General features: G+C 44.3%; 18 protein-coding genes. 6 read left to right on the plus strand and 12 right to left on the minus strand.

Features of this window, described 5'->3' with window-relative positions:
- Nucleotides 1-5 precede the first annotated feature (5 nt).
- Nucleotides 6-557: an RNA polymerase sigma factor gene (locus JT717_RS02835; protein ID WP_205508664.1), complete on the minus strand. Its 552-nt coding sequence runs from the start codon at nt 555-557 to the stop codon at nt 6-8.
- A gap of 249 nt (nt 558-806) precedes the next feature.
- Here JT717_RS02835 and JT717_RS02840 point away from each other — a divergent pair, with 249 nt between their 5' ends.
- Nucleotides 807-1,040, plus strand: coding sequence for a hypothetical protein (locus JT717_RS02840; RefSeq protein WP_205508665.1), 234 nt, complete (start codon nt 807-809; stop codon nt 1,038-1,040).
- Between the two features lie 56 nt (nt 1,041-1,096).
- Complete coding sequence (locus tag JT717_RS02845) at nt 1,097-1,660, plus strand: hypothetical protein (protein WP_205508666.1); 564 nt, start codon at nt 1,097-1,099, stop codon at nt 1,658-1,660.
- A 99-nt stretch (nt 1,661-1,759) separates the two neighbouring features.
- Here JT717_RS02845 and JT717_RS02850 read toward each other — a convergent pair whose 3' ends face one another.
- From JT717_RS02850 to JT717_RS02870, 5 genes are all read right to left on the minus strand, one after another.
- Complete coding sequence (locus JT717_RS02850; protein WP_205508667.1) at nt 1,760-2,719, minus strand: transketolase family protein; 960 nt, start codon at nt 2,717-2,719, stop codon at nt 1,760-1,762.
- Nucleotides 2,720-2,811: 92 nt separating this feature from the next.
- A complete protein-coding gene (gene galE, locus JT717_RS02855; protein WP_205508668.1) occupies nt 2,812-3,867 on the minus strand; it encodes a UDP-glucose 4-epimerase GalE in 1,056 nt (351 codons plus the stop codon).
- Between the two features lie 145 nt (nt 3,868-4,012).
- Nucleotides 4,013-4,882, minus strand: a complete 870-nt coding sequence (gene rfbA / locus JT717_RS02860) for a glucose-1-phosphate thymidylyltransferase RfbA (RefSeq protein WP_205508669.1) — start codon at nt 4,880-4,882, stop codon at nt 4,013-4,015.
- 264 nt (nt 4,883-5,146) lie between these two features.
- Nucleotides 5,147-6,220 carry an inorganic phosphate transporter gene (locus tag JT717_RS02865; RefSeq protein WP_205508670.1) on the minus strand — a complete coding sequence of 358 codons (1,074 nt, stop codon included), beginning with the start codon at nt 6,218-6,220 and terminating at the stop codon, nt 5,147-5,149.
- Between the two features lie 36 nt (nt 6,221-6,256).
- Nucleotides 6,257-6,886 carry a DUF47 domain-containing protein gene (locus JT717_RS02870; protein ID WP_240347787.1) on the minus strand — a complete coding sequence of 210 codons (630 nt, stop codon included), beginning with the start codon at nt 6,884-6,886 and terminating at the stop codon, nt 6,257-6,259.
- Nucleotides 6,887-7,225: 339 nt separating this feature from the next.
- Here JT717_RS02870 and JT717_RS02875 point away from each other — a divergent pair, with 339 nt between their 5' ends.
- The 3 genes from JT717_RS02875 to JT717_RS02885 all read left to right on the plus strand — a co-directional run bounded on the left by JT717_RS02875 (nt 7,226) and on the right by JT717_RS02885 (nt 13,155).
- Nucleotides 7,226-8,551 (plus strand): porin, encoded by a 1,326-nt coding sequence (locus JT717_RS02875; protein ID WP_205508672.1) that lies wholly within the window; start codon nt 7,226-7,228, stop codon nt 8,549-8,551.
- Between the two features lie 242 nt (nt 8,552-8,793).
- Entirely contained in the window at nt 8,794-11,607 is a 2,814-nt protein-coding gene (locus tag JT717_RS02880; protein ID WP_205508673.1) for a TonB-dependent receptor, read from the plus strand.
- A gap of 168 nt (nt 11,608-11,775) precedes the next feature.
- Complete coding sequence (locus tag JT717_RS02885) at nt 11,776-13,155, plus strand: beta-helix domain-containing protein (RefSeq protein WP_205508674.1); 1,380 nt, start codon at nt 11,776-11,778, stop codon at nt 13,153-13,155.
- A gap of 78 nt (nt 13,156-13,233) precedes the next feature.
- Here JT717_RS02885 and JT717_RS02890 read toward each other — a convergent pair whose 3' ends face one another.
- From JT717_RS02890 to JT717_RS02900, 3 genes are all read right to left on the minus strand, one after another.
- Nucleotides 13,234-14,436 (minus strand): hypothetical protein, encoded by a 1,203-nt coding sequence (locus tag JT717_RS02890; protein ID WP_369411678.1) that lies wholly within the window; start codon nt 14,434-14,436, stop codon nt 13,234-13,236.
- A 613-nt stretch (nt 14,437-15,049) separates the two neighbouring features.
- The gene (locus JT717_RS02895; protein ID WP_205508675.1) at nt 15,050-16,084 is read right to left on the minus strand and encodes a glycosyltransferase family protein; all 1,035 of its coding nucleotides are present in this window, start codon (nt 16,082-16,084) and stop codon (nt 15,050-15,052) included.
- 47 nt (nt 16,085-16,131) lie between these two features.
- Nucleotides 16,132-16,962, minus strand: coding sequence for a UDP-2,3-diacylglucosamine diphosphatase (locus JT717_RS02900; protein WP_205508676.1), 831 nt, complete (start codon nt 16,960-16,962; stop codon nt 16,132-16,134).
- A 399-nt stretch (nt 16,963-17,361) separates the two neighbouring features.
- Between JT717_RS02900 and JT717_RS02905 the strand changes: the two genes are divergently transcribed.
- A complete protein-coding gene (locus tag JT717_RS02905; protein ID WP_205508677.1) occupies nt 17,362-18,657 on the plus strand; it encodes a DUF5690 family protein in 1,296 nt (431 codons plus the stop codon).
- 66 nt (nt 18,658-18,723) lie between these two features.
- Here JT717_RS02905 and JT717_RS02910 read toward each other — a convergent pair whose 3' ends face one another.
- The 3 genes from JT717_RS02910 to JT717_RS02920 all read right to left on the minus strand — a co-directional run bounded on the left by JT717_RS02910 (nt 18,724) and on the right by JT717_RS02920 (nt 21,941).
- Nucleotides 18,724-19,893, minus strand: a complete 1,170-nt coding sequence (locus JT717_RS02910; protein ID WP_205508678.1) for a choice-of-anchor E domain-containing protein — start codon at nt 19,891-19,893, stop codon at nt 18,724-18,726.
- Between the two features lie 199 nt (nt 19,894-20,092).
- Entirely contained in the window at nt 20,093-21,142 is a 1,050-nt protein-coding gene (locus tag JT717_RS02915) for a sensor histidine kinase (protein WP_205508679.1), read from the minus strand.
- A 121-nt stretch (nt 21,143-21,263) separates the two neighbouring features.
- Nucleotides 21,264-21,941 (minus strand): response regulator, encoded by a 678-nt coding sequence (locus JT717_RS02920; RefSeq protein ID WP_205508680.1) that lies wholly within the window; start codon nt 21,939-21,941, stop codon nt 21,264-21,266.
- Between the last annotated feature and the right edge of the window lie 528 nt (nt 21,942-22,469).

Genomic DNA, 22,469 nt, shown 5'->3' on the forward strand with positions numbered 1-22,469 from the left:
AAAGTTTAATGATTCAGGATGTAATCCTCAATTTTTTTAACGGCATGGTGATACGAGGCTTTCAGCGCGCCCTCCGAGGTTTCCAGCACCTGGCTCATTTCCTCGTAAGGCATTTCGTCGTAGTACCGCAGGCTAAATACAACTCTTTGCTTTTCAGGTAATTGTTGAATGGCCAATTGCAGTTTCCACTCCAGTTTATTAGGATCGAAATGCCTGTCGGCCTTGATCTTGTTTTCCAGTCCGCTTTCCACATCGCTGAGCGAAACAGCACTCTTTTTTTTCTGTTGCTCCAGGTACGTAAGGCACTCATTGGTAGCAATGCGGTACAGCCATGTATATAACTGGGAATCTTCGCGGAAGTTCTCCAGTCCATTCCATACTCTTATAAATACATTTTGTAATACATCGTTCGCATCTTCATGTTCCACTACCATGCGCCGGATATGCCAGTATAGTCTTTCCTGGTATTTTCGGATAATGGCCGTATAGGCCTTTTCTTTAGTGGCCGGATCGCGGAATTGCATCAGCAATTCGCTGTCTTGCGTGGTCACCGCCATAGGTTAGCTGTTTTCTGTGAATAAATATTGGAACCCCTTGAAAGGTCTTAGTTTAAACGTTCTAACAAATATATTATGATACGGTATAAATCAGTGTTTTAGCCAACATATTACAATGGATTTATGTGTGTAGCCTTAAAAGGGTAAAACCCATGAAGCGGCGACCGCCTATTTGAAATACGAACCTTAATTATTAGCATTGTAATGAAGGACCAGCGGGTCTTTCCTTTAAAACAGCCAACCATTCTTATGCGTGCGCAAAAAAACGGGACCTTTTCTTTTTTTAGAGGCCTTATCGGGGTGCTTGCAGGCGCCTCCTTAATTATTTTCCTGATCACTGCTACTGTATGTTCGCTCTTTGGCTATTCATTATGGAGCTGGATAAATGTACTGCGTTTTATCATTGGCGGTGGTATTGCGTTTGTAGGAGCCTGCTACTTTTTCCTGATCAAAAGCTTAGTGAGATCAGGCTTCAAGAAATAGAACCTATTCGCATGCATTCAGTCAAACCCGAATTTCCTGACCCGACAACTTATTAAATGGACAAGCCCCAATCTATTCAGCCAGATGCTGTACACAAAGATGCTGAAACGGCCTATCGGCAATTTATAAAACAGATCCTGCGCCATTCAGGTGGTTTACAAAGCGAAAGCGAGCATGGAAAGATCTTTTCCTTCGAAACTTATTTGCGAGAGAAAGGGATAAGTGCAGAACTGGTTTCGGCATATTGTACCCATCTTAAAACATCAGACTTTGCGGAGAAATTTGCTGCAGAAACTAATAAGCCCGGCAGGATCTATCTGAATAATATCCGGGTTTTACTCACTTTCTTTTTGATCTCCTGGGTGCCTGGCATCCTGCTGTATTTGCTGGTAGCCGCTTTTCTTTTCACCTTTGCAATCTCGATCTGGAGTTATAAACCCTTCTTATATTTTGCATTGTCGGGTCCTGTACTGGCCGCCGTGGTGTTGATACCTCAATACATGCGCGCAAAGAAACAAAAGAGGTCAGGCACCAAATCGCCTCCTTATGTGATCAGGTACTTTGACAATGATGAGCTTAGTTTTGCCAAATCGAAAAGCAGGTTGTTTGTGGAGAAATAGGCAACGAGGCAATATAAATTGGGAATACACGATATTCTAATAGAAAATGGTGAATGATGAAGTCTATTCACCATTCACCATTGACCATTTACGTTGCAATTAGCCTTTGCGGGCAATTACTTTATGTGCTGCTTCAACGATGTTCTGTGTATCGAGACCGTATTTTTTCAGCAATTGGGTAGGTGTGCCGCTTTCACCAAAAGTATCATTGGTACCAATGTACTCAATGGGAATGGGGAAGCTTTTGGCTGCTGTTTGTGCAATGGCGTCACCCAAGCCGCCAATGATATTATGTTCTTCCACAGTTACCGCGCAGCGGGTTTTGCGGATCGACTTCAATATAGCTTCGGTATCGAGCGGTTTAATGGTGTGAATGTTCACCACTTCAACGCTGAGGCCTTTGTCTTCCAGAATGCGGCCGGCTTCAATGGCTTTCCATACCATGTGGCCGCAGGCGAAAATGGAAACGTCTTTTCCTTCGCTGAAGAACTGGGCTTTACCTATTTCAAATTTTTGATCGGCTGCGGTAAAAATGGGCCAGGAAGGACGGCCAAAACGCAGGTACACGGGACCAACATATTCAGCAATGGCCATGGTAGCTGCTTTGGTCTGGTTGTAATCGCATGGTACGATCACGGTCATGCCGGGCAGCATTTTCATTAAACCAATATCTTCCAGTATCTGGTGGGTAGCACCATCTTCACCTAAAGTTAATCCAGCGTGTGAAGCGCAGATCTTTACATTTTTGCCGGAATAGGCAATTGACTGACGGATCTGGTCGTATACACGGCCGGTTGAGAAGTTGGCAAAAGTGGTAGTATAAGGAATTTTTCCTCCAATCGTTAAGCCGGCTGCAATACCCATCATGTTCGCTTCGGCAATACCTACCTGAACGTAGCGCTCGGGAAATTCCTTCATGAACTGGTTCAGTTTCATAGAACCAGCCAGGTCGGCTGTTAAGGCTACTACATTCGGGTTCTTACGGGCTGCTTCCACAATACCATCGCCAAAACCACTGCGGGTATCTTTTTGTCCGGTTACCTGTATTTCTTTCAGCATGTTAAAAATTTGGTGGTGCAAAGTAAGGTAAAAAAACGCAAATGGCGCTCCATCAATCATAGCTCAAATGGAGGTTGCTGTTCGGTTGCGTATTAATTCAGATCAGCAGGTTTGCTTTGGTAAAAGCTGGCATCTGCCTTTAGTCGCTGCTCCCATTTCCAGGCGGTCGTCATCATATCTTCCAGCGAATATTTGGTATCCCAGCCCAGCGTTTGACGGGCATGGTCGTTATTGGCGTAAATGGCCACTACATCACCGGGGCGGCGGGGCCCAATGACATAATTCAGTTTAACATTGCTTACTTTTTCAAAAGCCTTGATGGCTTCGAGCACCGATACGCCATTGCCGCTTCCCAGGTTAAATACTTCACAACGCTGGGTGCCTCTTCCTTCCTGTAAATATTTTATAGAAAGCGTATGGGCATGGGCAATATCACTTACATGTATATAATCGCGAATGCAGGAGCCGTCGCGGGTGGGGTAATCATCGCCATGCACCTGCATTACCGGAATTTTGCCAATAGCCGTTTGGGTAATTACCGGCACCAGGTTAGCTGGTTTGCCTATGGGCAGCTCACCAATGAGGATAGAAGGGTGGGCGCCTACGGGGTTAAAATAGCGCAGCAGAATGCATTTGGTCGGATTGGCTTTTGAGAATTCATTGATGATCTGTTCGCCCATTTGTTTTGTGTATCCATACGGTGATTCAGCCGGTTTGGGCGGCGTGGATTCTGTGACAGGGATCTTATCAGGATTACCGTATACTGTACAGGAGGAAGAAAAAACAAAATGGGGAATATTGAATTCGGCCACACATTTCAGCAGGTTGATCAGCGAAAACATGTTGTTCTCGAAATACATCAGGGGTTGCTCTACCGATTCGCCCACAGCTTTATAGGCTGCGAAATGAATGATGCCGGTTATATCGGTATTCTCCTGGAAAATAGCATAGGTATCATCAAAATCGCATAAGTCTACCTTATAGTTCTTTACTTTCTTGCCGGTAATTTTTTCAATACCTTCTAAAATGCGGGGTGTTGACCGGGAATTATCATCGACGGAAACTACTTCAAAGCCATTTTCTATCAGGTCGACTATGGTATGGGATCCAATATAACCACATCCGCCTGTAACCAGAATTTTGCTCATTGTATCGTTTTATTTTAGATCGTGAATGTGTAAATCAATTGGCAATCAGCAATGGGCAACTAACAATGGCGTCTTGCTTTCCGTGTCTCAACAATATATTACCTCGCTGGTTAATAACTTTCGTCTATTGCCTTTTGTCTATTGCTTATTGGTTGTCTTTCAGCACATTCATAAGATATTGTCCGTATCCGCTTTTCAGCAGGGGTTGGGCTACGGTGATCAGTTGTTCTTTTGTAACAAATCCTTTCCGGTAAGCGATCTCTTCGATACAAGCGATTTTTATGCCTTGCCGCTGTTCAATTACCTGTACAAACTGGGATGCCTGCATCAGGGAATCAAAAGTGCCCGTATCTAACCAGGCGGTACCCCGGTCGAGAATGGAAACTTTTAATTTTCCCCTGCGAAGATATTCTTTATTTACATCTGTAATTTCATATTCGCCGCGCGCACTGGGTTTCAGGTCCCGCGCAATGGCTACCACGTCATTATCATAAAAATATAATCCGGGTACGGCATAGCTGCTCTTGGGATTGGCAGGTTTTTCTTCTATGGAAATGACCTTATTGTTCTTATCAAATTCAACAACGCCGTATCGTTCAGGATCGCTGACATGGTAAGCATATACTATACCGCCATCCGGGTTATTATTTTTGGACAGTTGTTCGCCCAGGCCTACGCCGTAGAAGATATTATCACCAAGTACAAGCGCCACACTGTCATTTCCAATGAAATCGGCGCCAATGACGAATGCCTGTGCCAGTCCATTGGGAACTGCCTGTTCGGCATAGGTAAAGCGCAGTCCCAGCTGTGAGCCGTCATTCAATAGTCTTTTGAACTGAGGAAGATCATGCGGCGTGGAAATAATGAGAATGTCGCGGATGCCTGCCAGCATTAAGGTAGACAGTGGATAATAGATCATGGGTTTGTCATAGATAGGCATGATCTGTTTACTGATAGCATAAGTTATTGGGTGCAATCGTGTGCCCGAGCCTCCGGCTAAGATGATTCCTTTCATGTCACCAATTATTTAAAGGTCGTATGGGTGCGATAAATCATGCCAAAGTAATAAGAAACGGTTGGAATATCAAAACCAATGTAGAAAGTAGGGGCTTGAACCGGATGTTTCATATGCAAATCCTGTTCAGTTAAGAACATGGCGAAACAAGGCTGAGAAGTAAGAGGTACGACGACAGCGGAAGAGGAATTAATATATATGAAGCAGGAAGTATGAAGTTCGGTTTGTTCCTATTTCATACTTCCTGCTTCGAACTTCGGTATATTAATGCGCAGCCGGATTAATGAATTTCAGGATAAAATATACAAGGGCAGCAAATAAACCACTGACCGGAATGGTAAGGATCCATGCCCACAGCAGGTTGATAGAAATGCCCCAACGCACTGCAGACAAGCGTTTTGTCATTCCGACACCCATAATGGAACCTGCGATGGTGTGGGTGGTGCTTACGGGAATCCCCAGGCCCTGGGAAACACCATATAAGGTTACTGCGCCGGCTGTTTCAGCGGCCACACCTTCGAGCGGTGTTACTTTCGTGATCTTGGTACCCATTGTTTTAACGATTCGCCAGCCACCCATCATGGTGCCCAGGGCTATACATAAATAGCAGGTAATGGGTATCCATTGCGGTACGTGGCCATAAGTGCTTTTTCCATTTGCATCTACTTTTTCCACGATGAGGGCCCAATCGGGTATGGGCACTCCGTTTTTAACGCACCAGGCGCCAAATACCACCATGGAAGCGGTAATAATACCGATCACTTTTTGTGAATCGCTGCCACCATGCCCAAGGCTGAATGCCGCAGATGAAACCAGCTGAAAACGCCGGAACCATTTATCTGCATGGTAGGGATTGGCCTTGCGGCAAAGGTTTACAATGAGCACAGTTATCAGGAAGGCGATGAACATGCCGATAAAGGGCGCCAGTACAATAAATTTGATGGTATCAAAAATCACCTTCTGGTTAATCACATCGAAGCTGCCGGCATGGGCCACTGCAGCACCTGCAAAACCGCCGATGAGCGTATGCGATGAGCTCGATGGGATACCAAACCACCAGGTGAGCAGGTTCCAGCCAATAGCGGCAATAAGGCCCGCAAAGATCACATATAAATTAATGGAATCGCTGTGTACGGTTTTGGCAACTGTGTTGGCCACTTTCAGATCGAAGATCCAGAAGGCTACAAAGTTGAAAACGGCTGCCCAAACAACCGCCTGAAAGGGGGTCAGCACTTTAGTTGAAACAACGGTAGCTATGGAGTTGGCAGCGTCATGAAAACCATTGATCAAATCGAAAGTCAGTCCGAGTACAATAATAATAACTAATAATGTAAACATTGCGGCAGCGGTTAGGTAAAAAACAGGTCCTGTCTGTTACGCGTATTTAATAATGATAGATTCGATCACGTTACCGGCATCTTCGCATTTATCGGTTACAATTTCCATAACCTGGTAAATTTCCCGCTTTTTGATAACCTCTTTTGCATCGGGTTCGGTCTCAAATAACCGGTCGATGCTTAGATCAAAAATATCGTCGGCCTGGTTTTCAATGCTGTTTACTTTCACGAGGGCATCGGTGATCTGGCGCATATCGCGCATATCACGCAGCTGCAGTACCGCATTTTTAATTTGCTCGCAACCCTGGTCAATGAGATCGGCCATTTTTTGAATACCCTGGTCGTTGGGATTTACTTTATAGAAGTTGATCTTTTTGGCAGAAGCGAAAATGTAGTCGGCTATATCATCCAGGGCGCTTGCCAGGTAGTGGATGTCTTCGCGGTCGAAGGGTGTAATGAAATTTCTGCCGAGCTCGGTAAAGATCTTGTGTGTGTAGTCGTCGTTTACATGCTCCAGGTCCTCAATTTGGGCAATCAGTGCAGCCCTTTTATCGAAGTCCGGTTCTGTAACTACTTCCTTCATCACCTTACCCATTTTAGCCACAGTTTGGGCAACCTGTTCAAATAAGGAGTAGAATATCCTATCCTTCGGCATGAAAATCTTCATTATAGAGTTTAAGCCCATTACCTAAAATTTGTCGCAAAAATAGAACTAATACCATAGGATAAAAAAAAGGGCAGCTCGGTAATAATTACTTAACACAAAGATAATATTGGCCGCCAGAACTGATCCTGATTGTTTAAGGAATTGATTACCAAATGCTAACTAATCAATTGATTCCCTAATGGCTACAGTTAGTGACGTAAGGGTGCTTTATTTCTGATTTTCTTAATAAAAATATTATACCAATATTATCCTGTTTACCTTATGCCGGTGGCCCTGGTTTTGAAGAAATATTCATAAAATAATAATTGCTTAATATTGCTCCCCCAAAAAACCGGTATAATGTCTTTTGCTTGTTTACAGTTATCTTCTGTTTCCCGTAGGCTTTTCATTCTGCTGTTTTTCCTTGCTGGTTCGGGTGTGTTGCAAGCCCAGTTCCTGACACAAATGATAGATACCAGTACCAATGTTGGCAAGGGCATTTTACAGATGTACAAGAAATTCGATCGCATTTACTTTACCGGTTATATGCAGCCCCAGTTCCAGGTTGCCCAGGAAAAAGGCGTTGACAGCTGGAATGGAGGCGACTTTGCGCCAAAATCCAACAGCAGGTTCATGCTCAGGCGGGGCCGGGTGCGCCTGGATTATGTGCGAATGAATAGTAATGATGAGATATCGCTCTACTTTGCGTTCCAGTTCGATGGCACTGAACGTGGCGTGGTTATCCGTGATTTTTGGGGGCGGGTATTTGAAAACAAGTGGCATGTACTTAATCTCACGACTGGTATGTTTGCCCGGCCTTTTGGGTATGAAGTAAATTTGAGCTCCGGCGACCGCGAAACACCTGAGCGTGGCCGCATGTCGCAGATCCTGATGAGGAATGAACGTGACCTGGGCGCCATGATTTCATTTGAACCACGCCGCAAAGACCATCCTTTGCGCAACCTGAAAATAGATGCCGGCGTTTTCAATGGCCAGGGCCTTACTGCCAGCAGCGAATACGATTCGTATAAAGATTTTATAGCCCGCGCTGCCTGGCGGCCTTACCCGCTTACCAAAGAATTTTTTATTTCCGGCGGACTTTCTTATTTAAACGGCGGGCTCTTCCAAAACACAAAATATACCTACGAAATAGCCAATGGTAACAATGGTAAACACTTCCTGGTGGATTCGGCTGATGACAATATTGGCCGTAAATCGCCCCGGCAGTATTATGGGGCCGATATACAATTGAAGTGGAAGCAGAATAACGGCGGCTCTACCGAACTGCGGGCTGAGTATTGGCGGGGTACACAAACAGGTTCAGCCGGAACCAGCGAAACGCCAACGGCTTTATTGAACGAGCCTTATTATGTGCGGCAGTTTGATGGGGCATTTATTTATTTACTGCAGAATTTCACCAAACATCACCAGGTGGGTGTTAAATACGATTGGTATGATCCGAATACCGAAGTGGAGGGTAAAGAAATTGGTGAGGGAGGTAATAACTTAAATGCTACAGATATAAAATTTTCTACGGTCACTGTCGGCTATAATTATATCATCAATGAAAATGTGCGCCTGATGTTATGGTACGATATCATCAAAAATGAATCGACTTCTGTCACTGATTACACAGGCGATAAAAAGGACAATATCTTCACGGCAAGGCTTCAATTCAAGTTTTAAAGAGCGCCTAACCAGCTACTTAGCGGGTATTTCCCATCATTATTGTGCCAGTTTTTAAGCAATAAGGTGAATCTCAACGATTTAATATTCGGTTAACATTCGCGAAACCTTAGCGTAATGTTCCCTTAACATTAGGGCGTTCAGGAGGGGCTAAATAAGGGTCAGTTAATAATTCCTTAACACAGGAGTAACATAGCGATAACACCCCCGGGATACTTTTGCGGCAAATAAAACTGTTTTTCGTGAGCAAAAAGTTCTTGTATACCCTGATAGCCCTGTTTGTAACAATCTCAACTTTTGCCCAAACCGCTACAACAACGGGAAAGATCTCCGGTAAAGTTGTTGACGCAGAAAATGGTACACCATTAGTAGGCGCTTCGGTTGTTCTGGCAGGTGATAATAAAAAAGGTATATACACCGATGTGGAAGGCCGTTTCTTTGTAACGGTTCCAAGAAATAAAAAATATACACTTATTATAAGTAGCGTAGGATATGCCGATAAAGAGGTAAGTGATATTGAAGTAACCGGTGCCGACAATGCAACGGTAAACGTTTCTCTGGAAAGAAAGGGAAAACAGTTACAGAATGTAGAGGTAAAGGCCAGCATACGTAAAGAGAATCTTTCCTCCTTATATCTAACGCAAAAGAACAGCTCCTCCATTTCAGATGGGATCTCAGCGGAAGTGATAAAGAAATCTCCAGACAGGAATACCGGTGAAGTGTTAAAACGCGTAAGCGGCGCTTCTGTACAGGATAACAAATTTGTGGTGATCCGTGGTTTGAACGAACGCTACAACGTATCGATGCTTAATAATTCTGTACTTCCCAGTACAGAGGCCGATAAAAAAGCATTCTCTTTTGACATTATCCCTTCTTCAGTCGTAGATAACCTGGTAGTATATAAATCGCCTACGCCCGATTTACCTGGTGATTTTGCCGGTGGCGCCATTAAGGTGATCACCAAAGATTACCCCTCGCGTAAACTGAGTGAACTGTCATTGAATATCAGCTATAACTCATTAACTACCGGTAAGAATTTTTACAGGAGCTATCCTAAAGGCAAATATGATCAGCTGGGCTTTTTTGATGACAGCCGCCTGATGCCTGGTCCCTATTACCGTAACCGTTTTGGTTTTATCTCAAATCCCAGTGATTTCAAAAATGAGGTAACCAAGATGTTCCCGAATACTTATGGATATGAAGCTGCTTACAGAAGCGCGCCTGCCATTAGCGCTTCTTACACCGGTGGTAACACGGCTGTATTAAAAAATAACAATAAACTCGGCTATATATATTCTATTGGTTACAGTAATGGCCGGGCAGTTTCTGAAAGAGAGCGCACTGACTATATTTTTGACGCAGATAAAAAATTACGGTACGATTACAACACCAATAATTACGACGAGAAGAACAGCCTGACGGCGCTGCTGAACCTTACTTATTCTTATGGTAAAAGTAAAATATCATTAAAGAACCTGTTTAACAACAGCTTCGTAAAGAGCACCGGTCTTCGCAACGGACCCAGCTATGAAATTGATCCGGACGGTTTACCGTTCTATACAAGGGCTGCCAATAGTGAAGCTTCGGGAGCTGGTTTGGCAAATTCTGTTGCGGAAGGTTTACACAGGCTGGGCAAAGATTGGACGATCGACTGGAATGCTTCTTTTGCCTATACTTATAAGAACCAGCCCGATCAGCGTATTCTTTCCTTCCGTACCGATCAGGGAAATGAAAATGATTACTATTTAGTATTAAGTACTGAGAATTCACCTGAGATCAGGAATGCGGGGCGGGTGTATTCTTTCCTGGGAGAATATATTTATGGTGCTTCTGCCAATGCCACTAAACAATTTAACTGGTTAGGGCAAACGCAGAAACTGAAGTTTGGAACCATGAATTATTATCGCGACAGAAGTGTAGATGTGTATGCCATGGGATATGCTGTACTGGATGCTAACCGGTTAGTGATCAACCAGGACAAAGAGACCAGCTTTAATACCATTTTCAGCCCTGAAAATGTAGAGAACCTGAACCTCACCGTGGCCAATATTGAAAGTAACTCAACGGAGTATGAAGGAAATGCCACATTGAACGCTGGTTATGTAATGCTGGACAATAAATTCTCTGATAAGTTTAAATTGACCTGGGGCGCCAGAATTGAAAAATACCGCCAGGAGCTGTCTGCAAGGAACAAGCTAACGCAGGTATATGATAATACCGATGTATTACCTTCTTTGTTGTTCACCTATGCTTTAAATAATAAAACAAATATCCGTTTGGCAGGTTCCCAGTCTGTGAACAGACCAGAATTCAGAGAGCTGGCAGATTACGGTACCTACGATTATGATAACTACGTTGTGGTGCGTGGTAATCCCAACCTGGAAAGAAGCCTGAATACCAATGCCGATCTTCGGTACGAGTGGTTTCCTGCTGCAGGTGAGATCATGAGCGCCAGCGTATTTTATAAACACTTTGATAAACCTATCGAACAAACGAACCAGGGGAATGATGTTCTATCATATGTAAATGCCGACCATGCTGTTACCTATGGTGCCGAAATTGAGATCCGTAAAAAGCTCGATTTCATTGGCAGCGGAATTTTTGAACAGCTTACTTTTTATACCAATGCAGCCTATATCAAAGGTTCGGTTCAATTCAACGGTCTTGATATCAGCAGCCCGATGCAGGGACAATCGCCTTACCTGGTGAACGGCGGTATAAATTATACAGCACCCAATGACGGTTTTTCTGTGAACTTCCTGTATAACAGGATCGGGCCCCGTTTGCGTTACCGCTCTCAGAATGGTGCAGCGCTCGACATTTATGAAAGGCCGAGAGATGTGCTTGACTTCCAGGTTAGCAAAAAATTAATGAACAATAAGCTGGAAGCAAAGCTTTCTGTAAGCGATATCCTGGCCCAGCCATTTGCCTGGTATTATAAATATGAAGTAAATCCTTCCAGCACTGGCTATAAGGCTTCTACCGATAAGATCATGAACAGTATTAAATATGGTACCACAGCTGTGTTATCGTTGCGCTACAACTTTGGCAAATAATGATTTGGTAAACTGCGGTTAACTATTCGGTAACACAGCGCGAATACTTTCGTCAAACATTTCAAAATAACTAATGAATCAATCATTACCAGTTCTATAAAAATCAGTAGCTGGTGATTGGTGGGATTCCTTCGACCCTAGTCAAAAATTTTAAAAAAAAGTCTTCAGATGAAAAAACTAGCAACAATTTACTTGTTGGGGATTGTTATGCTCGGCGCCTGCAGCAAGAGCGATGACAAGGATGACCCAGGTGGTGGCGGTGGTGGAAACAACACTGGTACAGAAATACGCGGTACCATTACTTCTGACCTGCATTGGACAAAAGATAAAACATACCGTTTACGTGGTTATGTATACGTAGCAAGCGGTGTTACTCTCACTATTGATCCTGGAACTAAAATAGTTTCAAATAAAGACTCTGCAGCCGTTCTGGTAGTTTACCGCGGCGCAAAGATCATGGCCCAGGGTACTGCTGCTGAACCGATCGTATTTACTTCAAATGAAGCTAATCCGCAGCCGGGTGACTTCGGTGGTATCGTATTGGTAGGCCAGGCCACCGGTAACGGTAACCACTCTGTCATTGAAGGTGGTGTTGATGCTGCTTTCAGCGCATTCGGTGGTTCTAATGACGCTGATAACTCTGGCGTATTGAAATACGTTCGTATTGAATATGCTGGTAAAGCGGTTAACCCCGGTGACGAAGTGAATGGTTTGTCTTTATACGGCGTAGGTTCTGGTACTACGATCGATTATGTACAGATCGTACGCGGTTTGGATGACGCCTTTGAGTTCTTTGGCGGAACCGTAAACTGCAAACACCTCATCGCTTACAACTGCGCAGACGATGATTTTGATATGGACGACGGATACCGCGGTAAAATTCAATTCGCGATCTCTGTTAAAGATCCCAAATTCACTGATGCCAAAGGTACCAGCGGCGACGTATCTAACAACTTCGAGGTTGATAACGTAAACCCAAGCAATGGTTTCTTACTGTCAAGAGCGCCCATTACCTTCCCGGTGATGTCGAATTTCACTTTGATTGGCCCCAATGGCGCAACCGGTACTTCTGCTGATTTTGGCTGGAGCATGCGCTGGAGAAGAGGCAGCAAGTTCATCCTTGCCAACTCAATCGCCCTGGGTGGTCAAAAAGGCCTCCGTTTACAGGAAGATTCAACAATTGCATACTTTGCAAGAGGTGCAAGTGCTTTTTATAACAGCTTTATCAGTTCTGTTGCCAGCAACCCTGTTGATGTAGAGCTTGGTAAAACCATACCTGGTGTTACATACGATAACGCTTCTATAACCGACCGGATCAAAACAAACTACAAATCAACCGTGTTGGCAACAGCAGGTGATATGAAGCTCACTGATCCTTTCAACAATACAGCACCCAATCTGAAACCTGCTACCGGTTCTGCCGCTTTATCAGGTGCACTGTTTGACTTTGGTACTTTAGGCGATGCCTGGTTTGAAAAAGTTAGTTACAGAGGTGCTTTAGATGGCACTATTGACTGGACTGCCAACTGGGCTGTTTGGAATAAGTAATTTAATTATTTTGATAGATTTTGAAGAACTGCCTTGTTTACTCAGGGCAGTTTTTCTTTTTGAGGCCGGGCCCGGCCTTTATTTATTCTTTTGAGGCGTGTATACGTACGTTACTTCATAGGGGGCCTGCTTTAGCTCAGGCAGTAATTGTCCAACCATCAGATCTTCTTTTTGCGGACTCGGCTCGCAAATGGTATATTTCTGTCCATTGTAGATGATCGGTTTGCCATAAGGCTTATTGAACTGTACCGCTATTGTTACGTGTTTTGGGTAAGAGAGCACGATCATCGGCAGATCGTAGATCTCCTTTACGAGACAATAAAACAAGGCTACACGGTCCTCACAATCGCTTTGATCGTAGAGCAGCGTTTGTTCAGGCGATAATCTTTTTTCGCCCCCATAGATCTCCGTATCAGGTTCAAACAGGAATGCATACCGGGTAAACCGCAAGAGGTAATCAACGCCATTTTTAACATTCATCCGCTTTACTTTTTTCTTCAGCAAAGGGATCAGACTGTAATAGGTTTCTTTGCTCAGGGGAATATTCAGATACAGCGCATAATCTACCACCGGGTAATTGGTGAACAGCGTTTGGATCTGCGTATTGAGTTTGATCTTGAAAGAGTATTCCAGATCATTATAGCTGTAGCGGAGGTCCTTTTCTTTGTAGTCAGATGGTCTGAATTCGGGCAGGCGGGTGATCTTATACGAAAAGTTGCTCCCCTTTTCGGGAACGGGCAGATCGATCACTGCAAACCGGTTCTTTTGAAAGTCAATATTATTGCCATAATCATGATAGTTCAAACAAACATATTGTTTGCCATCGACTGTACGGGTAGGAATATTGTAGATATTCTCATCACAACGGATATAGAACAACAGATAATTGCCAGAAGTAGCCAGCATGGCATCATAGCCACACCGGGTTAAGAAATACCATTTATACAAGGTATAGCGGTGGTAATCGTTTGCTTTAGGACTTATTAGTTGGGCCGTTTTCCTGATGAGCTGGTAAAATAACCAGTCATCGGGCCTGAGTTTGTTTTTGTAGGCCAGCAGCGCGTTAATTACAGGATCGTAATCAACACTTTCAAGGCTTTGGTAAAAGCTTGTAATGGCTGCCGCTGTTGACAGATCGGATGATTGAGGAATGGTGCTTTTATCAAAATCAAAGCCGATAGGTTCGCCGCAAAAATCAAATTGAACGGCCTGCCCCAGGCCGGCGATGGGGCCGGTGGTGAAGGATACCAGGAAGATCAGTATGGTCGCAAATCTTTTCACGGGATCAATTTCCACTATTAATATACGAAAACTTAACAATCAGGTAATATTAAATCTCAAATGCGAATTGTATGCCTGGGTTTTGTTTTACCATTTGGTAACACTGCTGTAACAGCTGGCTAATAGTGTTGGGGTAACTTGCCGGGGATTCCATTTTTCAATATCGTTCATGCCATTAACAGATGCTGTTATGGCAAGCCACGCCGTGCCAGCGGAACGGACCGCTTTTGTCAGGGCTTATGTTAGTAAAATATTGAATGAATATTTATAAAAGAATTAATAGGTATGATAGAAATAATTAAATGTAATTGGGTATTTTTTGGATAAATGTAAGAAGAAAGTAAAATTCTCTAAAAAATTATGAATTTTTACGTGGCCGGAAGTATCTTTAAGCATCTTATCCTCGCCAGAAAGCGATTTCAGATCATCCTGCCTGAAATAATTATCAATAAAATACTAAGATTCTCTATAAAGTGAGAGTTTTATTTCTCTCATGTGACTGACGCCGTTCGATTTCTATCGTGACGGCTTTTTTTTTAACCCACCTGTTCGCATGCAAAAAGTGCCACCCTTAATGAAAGAAGTGGCACAAGAAACGGAAGAAAGATTTTGACTAATTGAAGATCAGATCGGGATAAGGTATATCCAACTGAGATCTCAGATCAGTGCAGCGGTACATCAGTATATTGATTATGGCTTCCGTTGAATACCGGTATTGTACCGAGGGCGTTGCGGGATCGTTCACCCAGTTATTGAAGGTGCCGGTAAAATCATCATCCAGTTTGTCGAGGGTAGTAATGCCTATTTTTTTAAGCGCAGCGGCATTACATTGTTGTTCGTACTGCCCCTGAATTGGAATGGCGATCATTTTTTTCTTCAGGTACAAAGCCTCGGCGGGGGTCTCAAAACCGGCGCCGCACACGATACCAAAACAGCTGATCAGGCTGCGGTTGAAATCTTTTGCATCCACAGGGCGGAAATTCATGTGCTCAACGGTATAAGGCTTTACTGCCTGGCGGGAGAATACTTCGAACCGGTGATCTTTGAAAGGCTTTAACAGATCGATCAATTGTTTATCGCAGTAGGAAGGGAGGTACACGGTTATATGTCCTTTATTGCTCACTTCGGCTTTTAGTATCTCTTCTTTAATGACCGGAGAGAAGATAAAGTCGTCGTAGCTTTCAAAATGCAGCCCGATATAATTGGTGGCCCGGGCATAATTCTGCAGGATCCATTCACCGGCTTTGCTGGGCTTTTCAGGCCTTGGTGTTTTATTAGAAACAAAGCTGGCCTGGTGACCAAAATTTACTGAGGGCACTTTCTTACGGGCACAGGCCAGGGAGGTAATGCATTCAAAATCGTTGATCACCAGGTCGTATTTTTCAACCGGCAGGTCCCGCACTTCTTTCATGACCCGTAAAGGGGCTATCCGGCGAACGATCTTCCAGTAATCGAGGCTGCCGTCGCAGGTATAAAAAAGGCTTAGGCCTTTACTTCTGTATTTAATCGGGGCGTTCAGCGGTAAGGTGCTGTTGGCGCCACTTAAGAAAATATCAACGGTGCCGAACTTCTGTAAATAAGGTAAGAGTTCCATGGCACGACTAATATGTCCATTGCCGGTAGCCTGTATGGCGTAAAATATCTTCATGTTTTATTGCTCTTTTCCACCGTGTATGCGCTTCGATGGTTATAGATTTATATTGCTAATGAATTAATATAAAAACTGATCTCGTCTGTTAGCACATTTACTTTTGCCGGGATATCGATCGCCGTTTGAGGGAAATCCTTTTCGTTATATTCGAAGATCTTCCATTCATTGTGCTGGTATTCGAGGGCGGTCAAATGCTCGACCCAGTCGCCTGAGTTAAGATAGGTAACCTTGCCTTTTTCGGTTTCGATCACTCTTTTCTGGGGCTGGTGGATATGACCGCAGATCACATAATCGTATTTCTTTTCAATGGCCAGCTCGGCTGCAATATTTTCAAAGTCATCGATCTTAGCCATTTTGTTTACGCCGGCCATTACCTTTTTTGAGATCGACAGTTTTTCACGGCCAAATGCTTTCAGTACAAAGTTCACAAGGCGGTTGAACAGGATCAGGGCGCCATAACCGTTGCTGCCCAGCTTGGCCAGCACTTTGGCGCCGCCTTTGGTGGTGTTGTCAAATACATCACCATGAAATATCCAGTGCATTTTATTGTCTATCTCGAGCACCAGTTTATCGGTAAGGGTTAAATGGCTTAACTGGAAATCGCTGTAGCGCCGCAGTAATTCATCATGATTTCCGGTAATATAAAAAACGCGGGTGCCCCTCATGATCAGGTTTAGCACCTCTTTGATCACTGCCATATGTGAAGCCGGGAAATAACGTTTGGAGAACTGCCACCCATCAATGATGTCGCCGTTGAGGATAAGAATATTCGGCAGGATACTTTTCAGGTATGCAACCAGCTCTTTTGCACGACATCCGTATGTACCGAGGTGTACATCAGATATAACTACTACGTCTACTGCGCGTTTTTCCATTGAGTTTGGGTTTATCAAAATTCACACATCTATATGACCTCAGTGTTATAGCATTATTAAGCCGCCGTTAGGCTTGTGTAAAGGAATTGTTACCGGTTGCAACCCCGCAGGAAATTCCGGGCTAAGGATAGACGTAATCATTTGTTCACACTGTCGTAAGAATGCGGTAATATCATCGCTGTATCTTAGTGTCCGTTTTATTGCTGTGTGTTATACATAAATAACAATCGTAGCAGTTTCTTAATGTTGACCGGCGGAGCTTTTTTAAGTTTCGCCCTTTTTTTGCCCGAAATGCATTCAGGGTAAACGGAGACGGGCATTCAGCGTTAGGCGTTACCCCTTTATTTCCTTACTTTACGATTGAATCGTTTTCATCGCCATTATTCAAAACTGCTCCGTTTGCCAACAAAAACGACCGTTGCCGCCCGTTTTACAACAAAACAGCTCACTGTTGCATTATATACAGCAGCAGTAGCATTCTTAACGTACGCATGCATTTTTGCCTACCGCAAAGCCTTTACGGTAGCCACTTTTGACGGATTGGCCTTCTGGGGAATAAAATATCAAACCTTACTTATCATTAGCCAGGGGCTGGGTTATATGGCCAGCAAATTTTACGGTATTAAATTCATTGCTGAGCTTAAACGGCTGGGCCGTTGGAAAACGAGTGCTGCGCTCATTGGCATAGCCTGGCTTTGTTTGCTGCTTTTTGCATTGTCGCCGGCACCCTGGGGAATGCTGTTCCTGTTTGGGAACGGCTTCATGTTGGGCTTTATGTGGGGAATTATTTTCAGTTATGCCGAAGGGCGGCGTGCAACCGATTTTATAGGCGCTGCCATGGCCATCAGTTTTGTATTTGCCGGGGGCTTCAGCCGGTCGGTAGCCGTGTGGTTGCGCGATAGCTGGCAGCTGCCGGAGCAATGGCTGGGTTTTGCCACGGGCCTGGTGTTTGCCCTGCCGCTGGTCGTTTTTATGTACCTGTTAGAACGCGTACCGCCGCCAGATGCCCAGGATATCCAGGAAAGAAGCATCCGCCTGCCCATGACAAGGCATGACCGCAAAAACTTTTTACGGCTGTTTGGCGGCGGTGTGGTGGCGGTAGTGATCACCTATCTGTTCCTGAGCATCATGCGCGATATACGCGACAATTTTATGGCGAATATGTGGAATGAACTGGGTTATGGTCAAAAGCCGGCCATTTTCACCAAAACCGAAACCATTACCTCTGTAATAGTGCTGGTGGTAATGAGCCTGCTGGTGATTGTGAGAAAAAATATAAAGGCGTTCCGTTTAATTCACTGGGTGATCGTTGCCGGATTCTTAATTGCCGGTATTGCCTCTGCGCTTTTTTTAGCTGGTACCGTTTCCGGCGCTTTATGGATGCAACTGGCAGGGCTTGGCTTGTATATGGGATATATTCCGTTCAACTGCATTTATTTTGAACGATTGATCGCCACGTTTAAGATAGCAGGTAATGTTGGGTTTCTTATTTATATAGCCGATGCCTGGGGATACCTGGGAAGCATGTCGGTAATGTTGACCAAAGAGCTGGCTGGTTTACAGCTGACCTGGACGGAGTTCTACCCAACTACTGTTGTTATATTTTCTGGTGTAGGTGTGCTGGCTACCCTGTTTTCCCTGGTATATTTTAACCGGAAATACAGCGAAAAGGAAAAATTGAATGGTGGATCCTAAAAGAAAATGTTGAAGCAGGCAGTTTTGAACTGACCACTTCAACATTCTTTGAGCATTTAGTATTCGTTATTGAATGATGAGCTGTTGAACAGACTCTTCTGCTGTGCTTTTATTAAGTGCGCGGATCATATAGACACCTTTTTCGAACTCATTACCGGCATTGATCTTACCGGTAAGGGCATTGTTGAAAAGGTAGCGTTTTAATAATTGTCCACTTACCGAATAAACACTCACTTCCCAGTTGCCACGTTTGGTATTGTTAAAAAGAACACTGGTTAGGCCCTTGGCCGGATTAGGAAATATTTTGATCTGTCCATTGGTTTTAGCTGTGAGCCGAACTGCCTGAACAGGTGAGTATTTCGCCGTGCCGTTGGCTTCTATTTGTTTGATCCTGAATAAAAGGGTCTTGCCGTTATCTGTTGGTTGAACCGGGTACGAATAACTATAGGAGCCGGTTTGCGAACCGGACGCTGGAGTAAACCGAGCAACGCTTCCAAAAAATTTCCCATCACTACTTTTCTGTAATTCATAATTGAGGTTGTTTTTTTCTTTTTTTGTGATCCATTTAATGTCAATAGCAGATTCATTTAGCCTGTTTGCTGAAAAAGAGATGATATCTGCTGCCAGCGTAACCTGGGGGCAATAAGTATATACGATCTGAAAATTCACTGCATCCTGTGCAGAACCGTCCAGAATATTGTTTATACTGCCTTGGGCTGCGGAATAGGTTGATGTTGTGTAATCGAACATAACATTCCCTGCTCCCATGAAATCAGCCGTATTATAAACAGTATACGCTATGTTTTGTTGGTTCATAACGTACAAAGGGCCCTGTGAAGTATAATCAGGTCCGGCACCCGGAATACCATCTGAGCCAGCGAGGGAGTAATATCCGTATTGTTTCTGGTAAGAATTTGTTAAAGGTGATAATAAAGACGTACTGCTGACCTCATCATCCCGAAAAACCCGCACTCTGTAGTTACTTACCGCATTGGATTCACCGTTCTCCAGGCTGAAATTATATACCAGGGTAACCTTGGTTAAGATCTTCACTTCAGTCAATGTTCCCAGCGCAGGGTTGAATTTTGGAAATGTGAACGAATACATGGAATTTCCCAGTGCATTCACTGTAGTATCATAGGTTAGCGTATTAGTGGGGTTGGTGCATTGCGCCTGGCCCCAATAGGCCATCAGTAAAAGAACGGATAGGGCAGCCGTTTGTTTCAGATTTTTCATGGTCTCGGATATTGGATATTGGATAGTGTGCTGCAAAGTAACGGCGCCTTGGGTAGTCTAAGCGCTCCAAAGAAGGAAAAATCGCGGCAATTAAAGAATTCTATTTATTAAAGGGTAGGGTTACAATTAACGCTGATAGAGTTAATAAAGCGGGCGGCGTCTTAGCGTTCCGTATACCGGCATTGCAGCACCCTGACTGTCAGTCGCGCTTTGACTCAACCGTAAAGCCGATGGTAGTGCCCACATCGGGGGTGCTGCGCACGTGAATACTTTGTCCATGCGCCTCAATAATATGTTTACAGATGGCCAGGCCGAGGCCGGTTCCGCCCTTATCGCGGCTGCGGGCGGTGTCGGTACGGTAAAAGCGTTCAAAAATGCGGGGCAGGTGTTCTTCCTCTATGCCGATACCATCGTCGCTGATCTCCACCAGCACATGCTGATCGTCGGTATCGTAAATGCTGGCTGTTATATGGCCATGGTGTTTACCGTATTTGGTGGCATTTTCAACAAGGTTGATCAATACCTGTTTGATCTTTTCTTTATCGGCAAATACGGTGATCGGCGCTTCACAGCCTTTTTTGATGAGCGTGCGAATATTCTTTGCCTGGGTCTTGATAGAAAGGGAGTCGTATATTTCGCGAATAAGGTCCTGGATCACAAAGTTTTGTTTGGCCAGTAATTGTTCGCCTCTTTCGAGCCGGGATATTTCATCCAGGTCATTCATGAGGTTCACCAGGCGGTCGACGTTTTTAGCCGTGTTTTCCAGAAATCTTTTACGAATGGCTTCTTCTTCCATGGCGCCACCGAGCAGGGTATCTACATAACCCTGGATGGCAAATATGGGTGTTTTGAACTCGTGGGCCAGGTTCTGCAAAAATTCTTTGCGGTAGGCTTCGTTCTGACGTAATAATTCTATTTCCCGCATGCGGCGTTCACCCCATTCTTCCACATCGGCCCGCACTTCATCGATGCTTTTTTGCGGCAGGATGTATTTGAAATACATCTCTTCTTTTTTGGTCGCTTTGGTTTGATAAATAAGCTTATAGATGAGTTTGATCTTGCGATAGATGAACCTTTCCATGGTGACCAGTATCAACCAGTAACCGCCGGCAAAGATTACAATGAGCGACGCAAGCCCGATCTGCCAGTTAAGGGTGAGAATAAGTATGCCAATGGCTATAGGAATAGCTAATATACCTGCTGTGAATGCAGCTAACTGCCGGGGTGTAAGGTTTTTTGCTGAAGACATAGGAAAACCAATCTGCTGATTTGCTAAGGTACTGATTAGCTAATACTCTTCTGGCCCCGTGCTTTTGGCACTGGCGGTGCAATCATGTTTGTAATAAGCAAATTAGCTAATTATCTCATTATCACATGGTGAATTTATACCCAACCCCTTTAACGGTAGTGATACAATCAATGCCGAGTTTTTGGCGGATCTTTCTGATATGAACGTCGATGGTACGGTCGCCCACGATTACATCATTGCCCCAGATCTGGTTCAGGATCTCATTGCGCAGGAAAACCCGGCCGGGTTTTGATGCCAGCAAGTATAACAATTCAAATTCCTTTTTGGCTAATACTACGGCCTTGCTGTCGACCTTGGCTTCAAATTTCACCGGATCAATTTCCAGGTTGTCGATCTTGATAACTTTCTCTTCCGGCTCTTTGTTGATGCGGCGGAAGATGGCGTGAATGCGGCTGACCAGGATCTTTGGACTGACGGGTTTGCTGATATAGTCATCGGCGCCGGTTTCCAGGCCTTTTACGTGTGAGCTTTCATCGCTGAGGGCGGTGAGGAAAACAATGACCGTATCTTTAAAGGCTGGCTGCGCGCGTAGGATTTCGCACACTTCAACCCCGTTTTTGCGGGGCATCATTATATCGAGGATAATGAGGTCGGGCTGACTTGATTTCGCTTTTTGAATGGCATCATCCCCATTATTAGCTGTTACTATCTCGTATCCTTCTTTGGTAAGATTGTACCGGATAATTTCCACTATATCAGGCTCGTCGTCTGCAATCAGGATCTTGCCTTTAGCATTCATTAACAAAAATTTTGGCAAACCTACTTGAAATGGGGCTTTCCTGTAAATGATAATATTGAGTTCACAATTTCTTAATATATGAGCGTGGGTAACATGATGATTAACAAGTTGCCGGGGAAATAAGTTCACAGTTTGGTAATGTAGAAAGGCTGTTGCAGACAGCTTAGGGCGCGGCGGGCACTAAGCTAAAAGCTGACAGTATGGTTTATGGCGGTCCCCATAATCGTGGTGAATAGCGCCGCCACAAGCTTTAAGCTACGAAATTTGGAAGCTGCAGGCCAGGGGGCCAAAGGTGTGAGGTAAATGAAATTGGAAGTTAGAATTTGCAGAAAGGTAACTGGTAACCGGCAACTGGCAACTGGTAACCGGCAACTGGCGACCGGTAACCGGCAACTGGTAACCGGCAACTGGTAACCGGTAACAGGTACCCGGCAACCTGCTTTTGACTTTCTTTTACTACCTTACGCCTGTAATTTAAGTTTTATAAATTAGGGCAAAATGCCGGGGGAAAGAATACGGGGCAGAGAC

It is taken from the genome of Longitalea arenae, from assembly GCF_016924755.1.
Classification (GTDB): Bacteria; Bacteroidota; Bacteroidia; order Chitinophagales; family Chitinophagaceae; genus Niastella; species Niastella arenae.